This window comes from Leeia speluncae (assembly GCF_020564625.1).
In the GTDB taxonomy this organism is placed as follows: Bacteria; Pseudomonadota; Gammaproteobacteria; order Burkholderiales; family Leeiaceae; genus Leeia; species Leeia speluncae.
The window spans coordinates 424725-440133 of the sequence record NZ_JAJBZT010000002.1; the positions used below are offsets into that span (position 1 = coordinate 424725).

Below are 15409 nucleotides of genomic sequence, written 5' to 3' on the forward strand. Positions count from 1 at the left end.
GAAACTAATTTGAGCAAAAACAACAAGATGAAGCCCGCCGCGTAGCAGCGTGTTATGCCATTTTACTATATAATGCACCCCTCTCCAAAATGTTAAATTCAGCACAGAACATGTTAAATTCTTTGGTTAAAAACTATCTGATCAACATCAAACAAAAAGATGCGGCCTTATTCGATAAGCCTGATTTGCAGATTGCAGACTTAGCGTTAGATTCATTAGACATGGTCGAAATGCTGTTTGAAATTGAAGACAAATGTGGGTTCCAATTAGATGACCCAATGCGTTATTTGAAGATGTCTTACCAAGGCATGTTAGACGACATCGAGAAACAAATTCGCGCCAATAATAATGGCGAAATGATTTCCCTTTAATTCGTTAAGGCTGGCTCAACGTGGCGAAAGTACTGATCACCGGCATCGGAGCCATCACCCCCATTGGTAATGATGCAAATTCCACCTTTGCATCTGCCATTGCAGGAAAAAGCGGCATCAAACAGCCGGATGGCAAAATGCATGAGTGGCTACCGAATTTAGTGGTAGCGCCATCCGAAAACCCACAGTCTTTACTTCCCCCCGCGTTTGCAGGGCTAGACCGCGCCGCCCAATTTGGCCTGGTTGCCGCGTTAGAAGCCATGCAACAAGCCAACATAGAAACCCCAACCGCAGATGCTCGTCGGTTTGGGGTATTTGTTGGGATTGGCTTTGGCGGTGCGCAAACGGTGGATGGCGTATACGATAGACTGATTGCCGCCGCGAGCGCCAGCAAACCCTTGCCTGTCCTACATCCACTCTCTGTCCCCCGCATGATGGCCAATGCGCCAGCCGCAGCGTTATCGATGCACTTTGGTCTTAAAGGGCCCAGCAATACCTACTCGGTTGCCTGTGCCTCTTCGGCAATTGCGCTTGGTGAAGCCTTCCGAGCCATCAAACACGGTTATCTAGATGCTGCGATTGTGGTGGGCGCAGAAGCCATGCTGACCCCGGGTGCCATGCTTGCTTGGAACGCACTACGTGTGATGGCGAAGCCAGACGCAACAGACCCTGCCACCAGTTGCAAACCTTTTTCAGCCAATCGCTGTGGGTTTGTGATGGGGGAAGGTGCCGGTGCGATCGTCTTAGAAGCGGAGCATCGCGCAATCACGAGAGGTGCTAACGTGATTGCGGAGGTCGCTGGTTATGGCTATAGCAGTGATGCGGCCCACCTCACCGCGCCTTCTTCCGAAGAACAAATTGTCGCGATGGAAATGGCACTTGCTGAGGCAGGTCTTCACGCATCGGACATTCAGTACTTGAATGCGCATGGCACCGCGACCCAAGCTGGCGACATTACCGAAACGGATTCGATCAAAGCCACCTTTGGCGCGCACACTGCCAATCTGCCGGTTAGTTCGACCAAAGCGCTACATGGTCACTTAATTGGAGCAAGTGGTATTGTCGAGTTTCTAATTAGTGTGATGGCGATGAACCAAGGCATCTTGCCCCCAACGGCTCACCTCTCCGAGCCTGATGCAGCCTGTGATCTCGACTTTATTCCCAACACAGCAAGGAATACCGGGGCATTATCGGCAGTCATGTCGAACTCGTTTGCGTTTGGCGGAAGTAATGCGTCCCTGATTGCACGGAAATACTCCGCATGAGTGAAAACAACGACTTGCAGTATCCATTCTCACTGAATGCAGAAGCGATTCGCGAGTTGTTGCCTCATCGTGGTTGTATTGTGGCGTATGATAGTTTGACCATTGAAGGGCCGCATACCTTTGTTGGAAAAGCCAGATGGGATCGTCAGAATCCAATTATTGAAGGCCACTTCCCAACGCTTCCGATTGTGCCGGGTGTCATGCTCATTGAAGCACTCGCCCAGCTTGCTGGCGCAGGTTTATTGGCGGGCGACCCTTATGTACGAAGCCTACCTAAAGACCAATTAGGGATGTTGGCCGGTACACGAAACTGCTGGTTTAAAGCACCTGTCAGGCCAGAAGAGGAAGTCGTCTTTCATATTCAATGTAGGCAGTTTGCCGAACGAATCACACTCGCAGCAGCAACAGTCAAAGTGGGCGACGTAGAAGTCGCAAAGCTAGAGATTTCGATAGCATATGCGGAAACCCCTGCGCTCGCATAAACCAAAACACCACTCCCCAATGCCGACATTTGCGTGGGCATGGGGCAGCAGAAGGTTGATGATTAAATCATCCCACCATTCACAGAAATCACCTGACCAGTAATATAAGCGGCTTCTTCAGAAGCCAGAAAACCGACCAAACTAGCCACTTCTTCTGGGCGGCCGGCTCGCTGTACCGGCACCATTTGTTTGATCATGTCTTTATCAAACACATCTTTCGTCATGTCCGATTCAATAATCCCCGGTGCAACGGCATTCACCGTAATGCCTCGGCTAGCCACTTCCATTGCTAGCGATTTGGTCGCACCATGTAGCCCCGCTTTAGCTGCCGCGTAGTTGGTCTGACCACGGTTCCCCGCAATCGCCGCCACAGAAGAAATATTGATAATGCGACCCCAACGGGTGCGAATCATCGGCATCATTAAGGGTTGGGTCACATGGAAAAAGCCATTGAGTGAGACATTAATCACCTTGTGCCATTGCTCGCTAGATAAACCGGGGAACACCGCATCGTCATGAATACCCGCATTATTCACGACAACCTGAATCGGGCCATTTTCTAGCAAAGCCTCTAGTGCGGTGCGTGTAGCGGCTTCATTGGCAATATCAAACTGGATAACGTCTGCTGCACCACCCGCGGCGGTAATGTCAGCGGCTAATGCATCCGCCCGGTCTCGCTGGCGATTCGCATGAATCACCACGTGAAACCCCATACTGGCTAACTTTTGGCAAACCGCCGCGCCAATTGCCCCACTACCACCCGTGACTAACGCTTTTTTCAATTCCAAACCCTTTTACATCGCTAACGAGCGAATATCCAAGACCGCACTTAGGCGGCCTTCCGCCAATAACACTTCATTTGCATGGGCGGTAAATTCATACATCACCATCGATTGATCGCCCGATAAGCGGGTCGCACGAATTTGCATCGACACGCCTAGCGTATCTAGTCGGTCGCAATACCATTTCACTTGCCGAATACTGGTGAGATACCCCGCCGCCGGTGCAGACGCTCCCGCCGCCAGCAATCCACCATGTACGGCCATCGCTTGCGCTGCATATTCAATAATCGCCGATACACCCAACCGGCCTTCCGCTGTTAACGGATGATCACTCGTTAAATGCGAGGTTGCCGAACAGACAATCTCATCTGCACTCCACGCTTCCACCTTATCCAGCAAACACATAGTGCCTTTATGAGGAATCCGTTGCTGAATCTCTTCATGGCTTAGCTGCGTTGGGAGGCTCATAGGCAAGTCACCTCAATGGCTAATTGCGATGGCGCTAGATAATCCACCACTACTCGCCCAGCAGTCTGATTTGCTAATAAAGCTAACATCGGTAAAGCTCGCGCTGCCGGCACCATTAGGCGTAACGCTTCTAACGCCGCATCTTCCATCTGGGCGCTCGCCTCATCGGTTAATGCAAAACGCACAGATGCTAAAGATTGGGCGGTTTGTACCGGACTAAATACCATTCCCACCCCAAACGGATAAGGAATCGGACGAATCGCATTTAATGGGTCTGGATAGGCAGAATCAAACGCAATTAAGAGGACTGGTTTGTCTAAAGACACCACCAAAGGCAATGCTTCTAATAGCCCCGCCCCGAAGGTCGCATCATACGCACACAAGCTTGTCGACGTTTCCATGCTCTTAGCCCCAATCGACCAATAGCCAGCGGCGGCATTGTGCACCGAATTATGAAAGCGGGTCGGTGAAATCGAGCGATCATCTGACGCTAGGGTTTCTAAAATTTGGTGACAATTTTCACAATCGCCACCAGTAGAAACAAACACCGATGGCAACGCGGCTAGCGCGATACCTGCTTTTTCTGCCGCTTCGACGCCTAGCGCCATGGATAAGCGAGTTGCCGTGCCGGTTCGACGACGTTCTGTTGGCGGCAGCAAGGCAGCAGGCGGTAAGGCAACATCGGCTAACACAAGAGGCGTTTCCCCGCGTAACACGCTAGTCGCCGTTTCCCAGTTAGGTAAACCAGGGCCAATCACGCTAACACTTTCTAAAAACACTTGGCGCATCGGTTTATCCCTTAGAGAAAATCAAACTACAGTTACTACCACCAAAACCAAATGAATTGGTCAGTACATGCTGGATATTCGCTACCTGATTATCGAGCAAATAATGGCAAGCAATGTCTGGATCTAATTCCGTTGTGCCAACGCCAGCCGGTAGAAAACCCTCGGTAAGCGCAATCGCACTAAAAATGGCCTCTAAGCCACCGGCCGCACCCAGAGTGTGTCCGGTATGGCCTTTGGTCGAACTACACGGTGTATTCTTGCCAAACAACGCCGTCACAGCTTTACCTTCGGCAGCATCATTACTTGGGGTGGCCGTACCATGTAGGTTAATGTAGCCAATCTCTGCAGGCGTTAAGCCTGCCATGCTGAGTGCCGCACGCATTGCCTGCTGAGCGCCTAATCCTTCCGGGTGCGGGGACGACATATGATGCGCGTCGCTAGTTTCCCCATAGCCAGTTAGATAAATCCCCTGTTTCACGTCCGCCCGCTCAGGTTGCTCTAATAAGGCAAACGCTGCGCCTTCCCCAATGGAAATGCCATTTCTGGCAACGTCATAGGGTTTACACGGGGCGACTGATACCAATTGCAGCGATGAAAAACCATAAATCGTCGTTAGACACAAACTATCCACGCCACCCACAATGGCGGCATCTGCTAATCCACATTCAATGAGTCGTTCAGCGGCGGCAAATACTTTTGCACTAGAAGAGCACGCGGTAGAGACAACGTTCGCAATCCCGGTTAGGCCAAAATAGGTACGCACAAAATCAGCCAAGGAGTAGGTATTTTGTGTTTGGCGATAACGATGCCCAACGGGTAACGCCCCTGTTTCCGGATCTCGCTCACGATAAGCTACTTCGGTGCTTAAAATTCCGGAAGTACTCGTACCGAGTAAGACCGCAACACGGTTGGGGCCGTATTTGGTAATCGCGTGAAGCACCGCCGTTTCAAAGCCATCTTGCTGTAAGGCTAAGTAAGCCAATTGATTATTGCGGCAATCAAAATGCTTCACGGCGTCTGGTAGCACCACCTCATCAACACCCGCTACTTCACCTGTGCAGAACTCGAAAGAAACGGTTTCCCATGATTTCTTCACAATGCCACTTTGCTTGGCTTTTAACGCGGCGATCTGTTCAGCTAAACCGACCCCCAGTGCAGAAGTTGCGGTATAAGAAGACATCAACAAAGGTTTCATGGTGTCAGCACTCAGTTAAAACTTGGATTTAGGAAGACAGTTGTTCATCTGCCTTAGCGGCGATTTCAAACGCCTCTGCTAAGGTGCAAAAGGTAAACCCTTTCGCATGAACCGATTCAATCAGGGATGGTAACACGCTCAAGATCACCGGCGAGCCATTCGCATCATTTGCTGCATGGCCATCGTGCATAAGCAGGATTTCGCCAGAGACCAAATCACGGGTTAATTTATCTAGTACCACGGTAGGATTTTTTTCACGGGTATCATACGCACGGCGCGACCAAGTAACTTGTTTCACCGATAAACGTTGTAGCACCGGGTCTAAAAAAGGGTTTCTTAAACCAGCCATTGGGCGATAAAGCGTCGGTCGAATCGCGGTCTGACGAAAAATTGCGTCTGCGCCTTGCTGAATTTCAGCCTTCCAACCTGCGAGCCCCGAGCACGGATTACTCACCCGATGCGCGTAGCCATGATTTTCTACTTGATGTCCTTCCGATTGAATTTGCCGCACCACTTCCGGATACTGCTCTACTCGCCGGCCAATACAAAAGAACGTCACTTTTACTTGGTACTTTGCCAAAATCTGCAAAATCTGCGGCGTTAGCCTAGGATCTGGCCCATCGTCTAAGGTTAGACAAATTCGGCCGGGCAATTCCTCTGGCTCAAATTGAGTCAGGTTGTCGCCTAGTGCCTGAGACCTTGGCAACATGCCTAACAAGCCCACCAATACATGCAGCACCAGCAAAAAGAGAAGCACCACTAACCAATTTTCTGGCTGAAGCAATAGCCAAGTAATCGCTAGCACATGCAGACCAGCTACCATCACGATAAATTTACTTGGCTGCCATTTCATGGATGACTCGCTTGTGTGAATGGAGGTGTGAGTACGGTGTTTACCCATGCTAGCCACATTTGCTGCCAAACAGGCCACTCATGTTTACCCGGCAACCATTGGGCCTTCGTGTTGGGTAAATACTTTTCAAGCAACTGTTGCCCAGCAAGAAAACGGTCTTTCTCACTTAGCCATAAATCGATTGTTGGCTTTGCCAATAAGGGATTGCCCAACCATCCCCACCAACGGCGCTCATCTGTGAGCGTGGTATCGGTTTGCCATTCTGCAGGGATACCTTGGTTATCTGTTATGGCACTCAGCACATCTGACGTCCCCGCATAGGGGGCAAATAACACCAATCGCTCCACTACAGTTGGGTAGCTCGCCGCAAATTGCAGCGCATTGAATGCCCCTAGCGATATGCCACCCAGCCAGATTCGCTCGTTCTCCTTTGGGGCAATCTGTTCGTGCAAATAGTTTGCTGCCGTGCCAGACATTACTTGTTCATAGCCAATATCAATGCACGACACCTCAATAGGCAACGATAAAGAAGCCACCAGCGTCAGAAACCCTTTTTCGACATAATCCTGACTCGTTGCCATCGCAGGCGGTAACAGGATCAGTCGAATCAGTGGATCGGCAAGGTGGTTGGTCATTCACTCGCCTTCACATAACGTTGGCGCACTAACATGGCAGCAAAGATCAACGCCAAGAATGTCCCAATCCCAACGGTAGACCCCATAAAGGATAATACCGGCACAGAAGAAGTACCCAACAAGCCAAAACTACAGACGGTGGCTAGGTTGGCTACCACCAAGGACACTTCCATTTTTTGGCGAGAGGCCAAATCTCTATCGGTTTCGTCTTCGGCAAAGAATAAAACGTAATTCGATCCAATCGCCACCAATAGCAGCAAACCAACCAAATGCAGAATCGTCATTTGAATATGGAGCCACGCAAAAATCGCCATCACCACGACCACGGCACAAAGCAATGGGAAGCTAATTCGCCAAGCAGTCCGCCAGCCTTTGCTAAACACAAACAAGGCCACAATTGCCGCACTACCGACTAACGATAAGGTCATCGCTTCTTCGGTGTAACGGCCAAACACACCCGAAGTTTCTTCCACTACATCTAGAACACTCACGCCTGCTAAACCTGCACGGTCTAACGATTGTTGGAAGGTATTGGTCACCAAACCATTTGCTAATGGTACCAAGGGCATCATCACCAAATAGTCATTCGCACGACGAATCAGCATCGAATCCAGCAACACGCCAGAAGCCGTTTTGGCCAAACCCGCCTTGGTAATCACGCCTTGTTGTTTCGCCGCAGTGACCGCAGTAACAAACCCTGTGAGCTTATCCGCACTCACCGGCATGCCAACTAAGGCGGCGTTTAAGTTTTTCACCAATGTGGCTTGGTCTGGGATCGCTGCTAAGCGTTTTTGTTGGGTCGCCACACTTGGCAAGATATTAGAAGGCGACTGAAAACCTTGAATCTGATTTGCCGCTACCAGTTGGTTGAGCACCCCGCTCACTGTTTCTGCTTTTTGAAGCGCAGCTTCTTGAGTAGGCGCATGGAAACTCACGATATACCGCATATCGGTATTGCCAAAATCCCCGCGCAATTTGGCATCTAACTGGCTTTGCGCAGCAGAAATAGTGCTTAGGCTACTTAACTGTCTACTCCATAGCCGCTGATGATTCATCAGTAGATACGTAAATGAAACCACCAATAAGACAATCGGAACCCAGCGAATATGTCGCAGACCTTCAAACACATGGTCAAGTATCGTTGCTGTACCGGTTAAAGCAGGCATTTTTAACTGGGTAGGCATCAAGACAGGTAACACAAAGCGCGTCACCAATACCGCTACCAACAACCCGGCGATAGAGTACACACCTAGTTGCGATAAGCCCGGGAAGCTAGACACCATTAAGACAGCAAACCCGGCGATAGACGCCAACACGCCTAGGCGAATCGTGCGCCAAAAGTAGGCTTTTTTCTCTTGTCCAGATTGGATAAACAGGTAAATCGAATAATCTACCGCTTCACCAATCAAGGTAGTACCAAAGCCTAACGTCAAACCATGCACATAGCCAAAGCCAATACTCACTGCGGCAATGCCTGCCAACGCGCCAGAAGCAACGGGTAACACACCCAACAGTAATAATCGGAAAGAACGGTACACCAGCAACAACAGCACAATCACAAGTACAGTGCCTAATGTCGCCAATCGCTCTACTTCAGACTTAATGGTGTCTCGAGAATACACAGAGAACACCGCGGTTCCCGTCATCACGAGTTTCAGTTGTGGCGTATGTTGGCTAGCCTTCGTAAACGCCGCACGGATGTCGTCTAGCGCCAAGGCTTGCTCATCGGTATTCAGGCCCGAGCTAGCCAATTGCGCCATTAATACCGCACGTTGGCCATCTTTAGACACCCACACATCGTCTTCCGTCCGTGGGCCGCCAGAAGACATAAATTGTTCTAGGATTTGTAACGTTTCGCCGGTTGGATCACTCGGCAATAGCTTTTTGATCAGCAAGCCGCTATCGCCAGACATGGCAATCAGTAATTGCTGAATAGAGGCTTTGATGCCTGCTTCAGAAAAATGGTCTTTCTCTACCGCAGGGCTGAGTAAATATCGGTTCTTAAAGTAGTACGCCTGATCGGCCTGCATCGCGGCTGGATCACCGTTCTGCACCACCGAGAATAATGGGCGCTTGCTTAATTCTGCTTGTAACTGGCGAGAGGCATCTGCACGTTGCGTGGCATCGCCCCCTTCAATCCCAATCAGCACCAAGCGGGCAATCGCCCCTTCTTTTAATTGCTCCACCAATATTTGCTGCTTCACATTGGGAGACTTCGGCAAAAAGGCCGATAGATCTGCCACGAAGTGCGTACGGAAAACCACCGCGACCGCTGCCGCAATGAACAACAACCAAGCCAGCAGAATATAACGGGTGGAACGCTTCACCATTATTTGCTGCTCGTTTCCGTAATCGTCATTTCAGAACGGTCACCATCTGCCTGCAAAAAGGTAATCATCTTGATTTGGGTTTTCGTCCCCTGAATACGAATCTGCGAAATCACTTTCTGCATTTTGCTTTGTGTCGGGGTAAGCGAAATTTGCCATTGTTCTGGCTTACCATTAAGGACTATCGCGTAATATTTTTCTAAACCAGCCTTATCACCCGCCAACGTCGCACGGATACTTTCTACAAAAGCAGATACCTCTGGGCGATCAGACAATGAGACGTTCAGTTTTTTGCCATCCGCCCGCTCAACCATCAGTTTATCGCCTTGCAGAATCATGCTTTCGGCGGCCGGGCTGAGGGTACGTTTTTCCAAACGGTCTGGCGCGGTAAACGCCAATTGGCCTGTCGACTCTAATGGCTGGTTCAAGGTACTAATAAATTTCTTCTCGACAAAGGTCGCCGTGCCCGCTTTTTTCTGGCTGAGGGACTGCATCAGATCATTCACGCCCCATTCGGCAGCCATGCTCGTCGCTGCGGCCACCAATAGAGAAATGCCTACACAGGCACGCGTCACTACAGACAATTTACGCATTTGTTGCATGCTCTTCCCAAAAATCATAATAATTAAACCAGTTATACGGGTAAGACTCACAGAACCTTTCTAAGGTTTCCGCATACTGTTTGACCAACTTTTCCACTGCGGCTGCTCGGTCTTTTGGTTTGCCTTCCGCAAAGGAAGTAATTTCCTCAAATACAACCTCGTACCGATTCCCCCCCGCGTACAGCCCGGCCATAAAATAAAGCGGAAAACCCAGCATCACCGCCATGCGAAATGGCCCCGTTGGAAATCTAGCCGTTTTACCTAAAAACTCGACTGCCACATATTCGTCTGGCCCCGATGCTCTATCGGCCAAAATCCCGACAAGGCGGTTTTCTTTAAGTCGCTGATGGACGGTTAGCATCGCCTCTAGCGACCCTAATTCAATAATATCGCCCAAGCATTCGGGGTTCACCATCTTGAGTAGTGCATTAATCTGCTGCGCATTTTCGCTATACATCGCCATATTCATCCGCACGTCCGGATGTTTTCTAGCCACCGCTCTGAGCACCTCAAAACTACCCATGTGCGCACCAAATAGCAGCATTCCCTGTTGGCCGAGTTGCGAATTCACTGCTTCCGCGCCAGAAAATCCAATATCGAACAGCGAATACTTATCTTGCAAGAGATACAAACGATCATGAATGGTCGTTGCAAACACCAAGAAGTGCCGGTAACGATCACTTAACCGTGGTTTTCGCTTTAATGCCCTAGCCAAATAAGTAGCCGAGTGTTTTCTTGCCTTCGCAGAAAACACAAAAAAATACACCGCGATCAAATGCAAAATGAGGCGCGAGCCATTACGCCCTAAAAAATTAGACAACCCCAGCATGATGCGCAGCCAAAACATAGAGCCACGCTCTTTTTGCTGCATCCATTCTGGAGACGTGTTTTCAACCTCACTCATTATGCGGCATCTGCCCAAGCCAATTTGCCATCTGCCACTTTCCCTTCGGCATGGCGAATCAAAAACTTAACGCCACTTGCGTCTGGCGTTAACTCAATCGCTAATTGATCCCCCGGTAACACTGGCCGGTGAAACTTAGCGACCGATACCCCTGCGACCGCTCTCGCGATCTGCTTTTCTACAGCAAGCACGACAAAATCCAGCAACACCACACCGGGTAATACAGGCTGCCCCGGGAAATGCCCCGGAAACGCGGCGTGATCCATCGGCACCACGATGTCGCTAAACAAGACTTCACTCATGACGCGCTCCTGCAAAATGGGTAGTGATCATCGCTTGCAACGACTTTGCCAACACCTTGCCATTTACATCTCTAGGAATATCATCCACCACAATAAAAGGTCTTGGTAAAAACACAGGGTCGATATATTGGCGCAACCCCATCAAGACGTCAGCTTTATTTGCATTGGGCGCAAGTACCACAAAAGCCGCTAGTCGCTCGATTTCATCGTGTTCTTTTTTGGGGGGCACAAAGAAAACGCCATCTTTTACCCCATCTACTCGCAGCAAAATGGTATTGAGGAAACTTAATGAGCTGCGTTTTCCTGCCACACTCACCAAATTACCTTTACGATCAATAAAGCGGAATTTATCTTCGCCCACCAACTCCACCACATCGTTAATGACTTGCGGGCGTTCAATCAGCAGACCCTCTGCCCAAGTATCTTCATCATTCTGTAAGACACGAATATGCGGTAAACACGTCCACAACGCATTTTCGGTTGCCCGGCGCGTTGCAATTTGTCCGGTTTCGGTCGAGCCATAAATTTCCCACACCGGTACCTGAAAACGCGCCTCCACGGCTTCTGCCAACTCCAGACTAAGTGGTGCAGTCGCAGACAAAATTAACGCCACTTCCGGTAACGCGGTGCCAGACTCTAGTAAATTGCGTAAGTGGTATGGCGTAGTCACCAGTAATCGCGGCGCAGGCATCTTGGCTAAGCACGCCGCAATATCCGCCGGGAAAAACGGCATTTCATCCACCAACACACCGCCACCAAAGACCGACAATAACGCGCTGGACTCAAACCCATACATATGGCGAAATGGCGCAGTCCCGACAACCGAACACACACCACCGGCTGCCGCCCATAAGCGTTCTGCACTGCCTTCCATGCTATACACTAACCGACCAAACTGTTTGAAGTGGACCGTCGGCACGCCTGTAGAACCAGAGGTAAACAAGCAAGCAATGGTCTGATCAAATGGGATTAGCGGTGAATCACCCACCCAATCCGAAGACAAGGCATCTATATCTACCGACACAGAAGCTTGTGAAGGCAACGGGTTCTCATCGGTACGAACCACCACAATATCGGGATATTGCTCAACAATCGCTTTTAAATGCTCTGGCGCCAACGAATTTGGCAAGACAGACAACAACCCTTTACGCGTTGCGGCAAACAACGACACCAAAAAGGAGTAGCGATCCCCGCATAGGTTCATCAACACCCCATGGTTTGGCAACGCATCAGAAAATGACATCACATGAGAGAGAAACTGTTGGCGACTAATGGTGCGATCTGCCAACAAGGCAAATGGCACATCGGCCAACGGATGAGGAACCAGCGGTAATTGCGTCATCGTGATATCAATGAGAAAAGGTTAAGGTTGCTTCGCTCGCCCACCAAACACCGGGTTAAGAAGAACCCCGTTTATGAGATTGGCTAAACTCGCGGTAAAGTTCGACAGTCCGCTGAATACTAATATGCGACTCATCTGGAAAGGTTCGCAGGCGAATCCAATATTCGCCAGCAAACATCAACCCTAGCGAAACCGGTGCGGCAATGGCATCAAAGATTGCCCACTTGGGTGCCGGCACAGTCAGAAAAAGTAGCAAAGAGCTACATCCCGCCACCACAAAATACACCGTCCACACCAAGGTGACTTTCCACGTATAGCGTAAGTAGCGCTCGGTTAAGGGCTCCGATTTTGCCAGTGCCGCTATTTTGGAACATAGCGCGTTGGCGGGGCTGCCTAGCGTAGAACCAAACATCAACGCCAAAGAGAACATCGCAAATAAATACTGCGCCAAATACAACCAAACCGAATGCTTTAAAAACCAATCGGTTTCTTGCCAAAACCACACTGCTAAGGCACCAAAAGCCATCAGCACAGGGTAACGCAGTTTGGTTTTCCAACTAAATCCCAATACGCCGAGTGCAAACGGCGTAACGCCCACAAAAAAAGCGATGAGCGGTGGCCGATCAGACGCCGATGCCAAGTAGGCAAGCGACATATAGCCGATTACTAAGCCAGCAATGCCGGCTAGTTTTAGCCATCGCCAAATGGGGTTCATTTAGTACGGTTTTCCGCCACAAATGCAGTCAACGCACGCAGAGACGCAAAAATTTTGGTGTTGTCTGCGCTATCAGCTTTAATTTGTACGCCGTATTTTTTAGACAGTACCAAGGCAATTTCTAAAATATCGATAGAATCGACTCCCAAGCCATCACCATAAATAGGCGCTTCTGGATCGATTTCTTCTGGTGTCATTTCCAGATTGAGTGCGGACACAATTTGTCCGGCAATTTCTAGCTCTAATGCTTGATCATGAGACACGATAGTTGATTCCTATAATTTGAGATGCCCGACCTATTTTTGTCGCCAACATCGCCATTCTGAAAATGATCATGTTATTATCATTTTTCAGTCTTTTACCCCGTTTTTCGCCAGGTATTTCCCCGATCAAATCGAGGTGAAAAATCTTGCAATTTTAACAGCTATTAACATATATGCCAATCAGCTAAGATTGGTCGTTTTGGAAGAAGTCTTTGTTACCCACGTTTGGCTCAATTTCGCCACTAGCGTATCTAAAAAAAACAGCATTTTCTAATTTTTTGCTTAAGACAGTCGGCAACACTGCATTTATGACATTATTCTTTGTCGGCTACTTATATTTGCTACACCACCCGAGCGGCAACATCACCCGCATTCCCACCACCATTGTGGATCAGATAGTTCCGTTTAGCATGTATGGTCTACCTGTCTATCTTTCCCTATGGCTGTACGTCTCTTTACCCAATTTTTTGATTCATACGTTCGCAGAGTTAGCAGATTATGGTTGGCGCGTGGCAACCCCTTGCGTGCTTGGACTCGCCATTTTCTATTTCTATCCCACCATGATCACCCCTAACCCCGCCGATTGGCACGGAATAGAAAGTATCGAGTTTCTAAAAAAAGTAGATGCAGCCGGTAATGCCTGCCCCTCTTTACACGTCGCCATGGCGCTCTATTCTTGCCTTTGGATGCACTGGCGCCTAGCTAGAATCCGCGCTGCTAAATGGGTAAATGTGATCAATTGGGCGTGGTGCATCGGGATTATTTGGTCCACCATGGCCATACGCCAACATTTTTTTATTGATGTGCTAGCAGGGATTTTACTCGCTTTAACAACAGCTTACCTCACCAGGCTAAAATCTCATGCCATGCGTTTGACATGACGATGCGCATCGCGCACAATCCGCCCAGCCAAAAGCAAATCTGCATCTAGCGTACCGGAATACACCCATGCCGTTGTTGTTTACACATTCAGCCAAAGACATTGCTAACCGCCATCTATTAGGGGCGGCTAGTACTCAAGACGTCTCACCATCCGCCACACAAAGTACCCCGTTTCAGACCTTACACATGCCTGTATTAGGTCAATCGGCGCAAGAAGCTGGCGAGTTTTGGTTAGTAGAGAAAGCCTGCCAAGCAGCACAATTTGGTGATATTCGCTACCAATGGAATGAAGATTTCCTATTTGGCGTGGTCGAACTAGATGAACACAGCATCCACGCAACAGACACGCATCCCCTGCAAGTATTGGCAGAAAAAGCCTATTTACAGATTTTCGAGTTACTAGACCAAACCGGCTTTCCGCATATTTGGCGGGTGTGGAATTACATGCCAGCCATCAACCAGCAGGAAAATGGCGTAGAGCGCTATCGCTGGTTTAATATTGGCCGTCATGAAGCATTTAATAAGACACAGCGGGAAGTCTCTTTTAGCCCGGCAGCCTGTGCATTAGGCTCGCACAATGGCCCGCTGAGTATTGCGTTTTTGGCAGCCAAAACCCCGACAAAACGCATTGAAAACCCGCGCCAAGTAAGTGCCTTTAATTACCCGAGTGAATACGGTCCCAAAAGCCCTACCTTCACCCGAGCAGCCCTTGCAGCCCTAAATGGCAAACATATTTTATTCATTTCTGGTACGGCGAGTATTGTGAATCACCACACCGTCCATATTGGCGATATTGTCGGGCAAACCCAAGAAACGTTTACCAATATTCACACGCTGGTGAATGAAGCAAATACGCTCATTCGGCATCCTGCTTTTGCAATGAACCAACTGTATTACAAAGTCTATATTCGTCATCCACAGCATTTTGCATTGGTGAAAGAGATTGTAGAAAAAACGGTTGGTAATGCCGCCGTACAATACGTACAAGCAGATATTTGTCGTCAGGATTTATTGGTAGAAATTGAAGCGCACGGCATTAATCGCAGCCAAATCAATTAAGCCGAGTTAACACATCCATACAGGGAAAGCAGCGCAATCAATGGGCTGCTTTCCGACAAATCTTCATTATCACGCTTCTATTAGTCGACTAAGCCAGTTATTTTTCCCATTTTGCGCAGTCTTTTACTTAATTTTTCTTTTTATTTCCTTTCAAGCAACTATAATTTTTCTGGT

The 15409-nt window shown here is 49.1% G+C and carries 18 protein-coding genes; 5 read left to right on the forward strand and 13 right to left on the reverse strand.

All coding sequences use genetic code 11. The annotated features are described in order from the left end of the window. Positions 1-110: 110 nt before the first annotated feature. Genes LIN78_RS04970 through LIN78_RS04980 form a run of 3 tightly spaced genes read left to right on the forward strand, consistent with a single transcriptional unit; the run spans position 111 to position 2118 of the window. Positions 111-371 (forward strand): acyl carrier protein, encoded by a 261-nt coding sequence (locus LIN78_RS04970; RefSeq protein ID WP_227179094.1) that lies wholly within the window; start codon positions 111-113, stop codon positions 369-371. Between the two features lie 20 nt (positions 372-391). Next, the gene (locus LIN78_RS04975) at positions 392-1636 is read left to right on the forward strand and encodes a beta-ketoacyl-[acyl-carrier-protein] synthase family protein (RefSeq protein ID WP_227179096.1); all 1245 of its coding nucleotides are present in this window, start codon (positions 392-394) and stop codon (positions 1634-1636) included. Continuing rightward, the gene (locus tag LIN78_RS04980) at positions 1633-2118 is read left to right on the forward strand and encodes a 3-hydroxyacyl-ACP dehydratase FabZ family protein (protein WP_227179098.1); all 486 of its coding nucleotides are present in this window, start codon (positions 1633-1635) and stop codon (positions 2116-2118) included. The genes LIN78_RS04975 and LIN78_RS04980 overlap by 4 nt, the downstream gene beginning before the upstream one ends. Before the next feature lie 62 nt (positions 2119-2180). Here the strand turns inward: LIN78_RS04980 and fabG are convergent, their stop codons facing one another. From fabG to LIN78_RS05045, 13 genes are read right to left on the reverse strand one after another with little or no spacing between them, the layout of a single operon-like run. Further along, a complete protein-coding gene (fabG, locus tag LIN78_RS04985; RefSeq protein WP_227179100.1) occupies positions 2181-2900 on the reverse strand; it encodes a 3-oxoacyl-ACP reductase FabG in 720 nt (239 codons plus the stop codon). A 12-nt stretch (positions 2901-2912) separates the two neighbouring features. Beyond that, a complete protein-coding gene (locus tag LIN78_RS04990) occupies positions 2913-3368 on the reverse strand; it encodes a hotdog family protein (RefSeq protein WP_227179103.1) in 456 nt (151 codons plus the stop codon). Beyond that, positions 3365-4156 carry a beta-ketoacyl synthase chain length factor gene (locus LIN78_RS04995; protein WP_227179106.1) on the reverse strand — a complete coding sequence of 264 codons (792 nt, stop codon included), beginning with the start codon at positions 4154-4156 and terminating at the stop codon, positions 3365-3367. Before LIN78_RS04995 ends, LIN78_RS04990 begins: the two co-directional genes overlap by 4 nt. A 4-nt stretch (positions 4157-4160) precedes the next feature. Continuing rightward, positions 4161-5351 carry a beta-ketoacyl-[acyl-carrier-protein] synthase family protein gene (locus LIN78_RS05000; protein ID WP_227179108.1) on the reverse strand — a complete coding sequence of 397 codons (1191 nt, stop codon included), beginning with the start codon at positions 5349-5351 and terminating at the stop codon, positions 4161-4163. A gap of 28 nt (positions 5352-5379) precedes the next feature. Next, the gene (locus tag LIN78_RS05005; protein WP_227179110.1) at positions 5380-6204 is read right to left on the reverse strand and encodes a polysaccharide deacetylase family protein; all 825 of its coding nucleotides are present in this window, start codon (positions 6202-6204) and stop codon (positions 5380-5382) included. Continuing rightward, positions 6201-6839, reverse strand: a complete 639-nt coding sequence (locus LIN78_RS05010; protein ID WP_227179112.1) for an alpha/beta fold hydrolase — start codon at positions 6837-6839, stop codon at positions 6201-6203. The genes LIN78_RS05005 and LIN78_RS05010 overlap by 4 nt, the downstream gene beginning before the upstream one ends. Beyond that, positions 6836-9169 carry an MMPL family transporter gene (locus LIN78_RS05015; RefSeq protein WP_227179115.1) on the reverse strand — a complete coding sequence of 778 codons (2334 nt, stop codon included), beginning with the start codon at positions 9167-9169 and terminating at the stop codon, positions 6836-6838. The genes LIN78_RS05010 and LIN78_RS05015 overlap by 4 nt, the downstream gene beginning before the upstream one ends. Further along, positions 9169-9768 (reverse strand): LolA-related protein, encoded by a 600-nt coding sequence (locus LIN78_RS05020; protein WP_227179117.1) that lies wholly within the window; start codon positions 9766-9768, stop codon positions 9169-9171. Before LIN78_RS05020 ends, LIN78_RS05015 begins: the two co-directional genes overlap by 1 nt. Continuing rightward, positions 9752-10672, reverse strand: coding sequence for a lysophospholipid acyltransferase family protein (locus LIN78_RS05025; RefSeq protein WP_227179119.1), 921 nt, complete (start codon positions 10670-10672; stop codon positions 9752-9754). Before LIN78_RS05025 ends, LIN78_RS05020 begins: the two co-directional genes overlap by 17 nt. Next, positions 10672-10974 (reverse strand): 3-hydroxyacyl-ACP dehydratase FabZ family protein, encoded by a 303-nt coding sequence (locus tag LIN78_RS05030; protein ID WP_227179122.1) that lies wholly within the window; start codon positions 10972-10974, stop codon positions 10672-10674. The genes LIN78_RS05025 and LIN78_RS05030 overlap by 1 nt, the downstream gene beginning before the upstream one ends. Further along, a complete protein-coding gene (locus LIN78_RS05035) occupies positions 10967-12316 on the reverse strand; it encodes an AMP-binding protein (RefSeq protein WP_227179124.1) in 1350 nt (449 codons plus the stop codon). Before LIN78_RS05035 ends, LIN78_RS05030 begins: the two co-directional genes overlap by 8 nt. 55 nt (positions 12317-12371) lie before the next feature. After that, complete coding sequence (locus LIN78_RS05040) at positions 12372-13031, reverse strand: COG4648 family protein (RefSeq protein ID WP_227179130.1); 660 nt, start codon at positions 13029-13031, stop codon at positions 12372-12374. Beyond that, positions 13028-13294: a phosphopantetheine-binding protein gene (locus LIN78_RS05045; RefSeq protein ID WP_227179132.1), complete on the reverse strand. Its 267-nt coding sequence runs from the start codon at positions 13292-13294 to the stop codon at positions 13028-13030. Before LIN78_RS05045 ends, LIN78_RS05040 begins: the two co-directional genes overlap by 4 nt. Positions 13295-13602: 308 nt before the next feature. Between LIN78_RS05045 and LIN78_RS05050 the strand changes: the two genes are divergently transcribed. Both LIN78_RS05050 and LIN78_RS05055 read left to right on the forward strand, forming a co-directional pair. Continuing rightward, the gene (locus tag LIN78_RS05050; RefSeq protein WP_227179134.1) at positions 13603-14175 is read left to right on the forward strand and encodes a phosphatase PAP2 family protein; all 573 of its coding nucleotides are present in this window, start codon (positions 13603-13605) and stop codon (positions 14173-14175) included. A gap of 67 nt (positions 14176-14242) precedes the next feature. Beyond that, positions 14243-15235: a chorismate transformation FkbO/Hyg5 family protein gene (locus LIN78_RS05055; protein ID WP_227179136.1), complete on the forward strand. Its 993-nt coding sequence runs from the start codon at positions 14243-14245 to the stop codon at positions 15233-15235. Positions 15236-15409 lie beyond the last annotated feature (174 nt).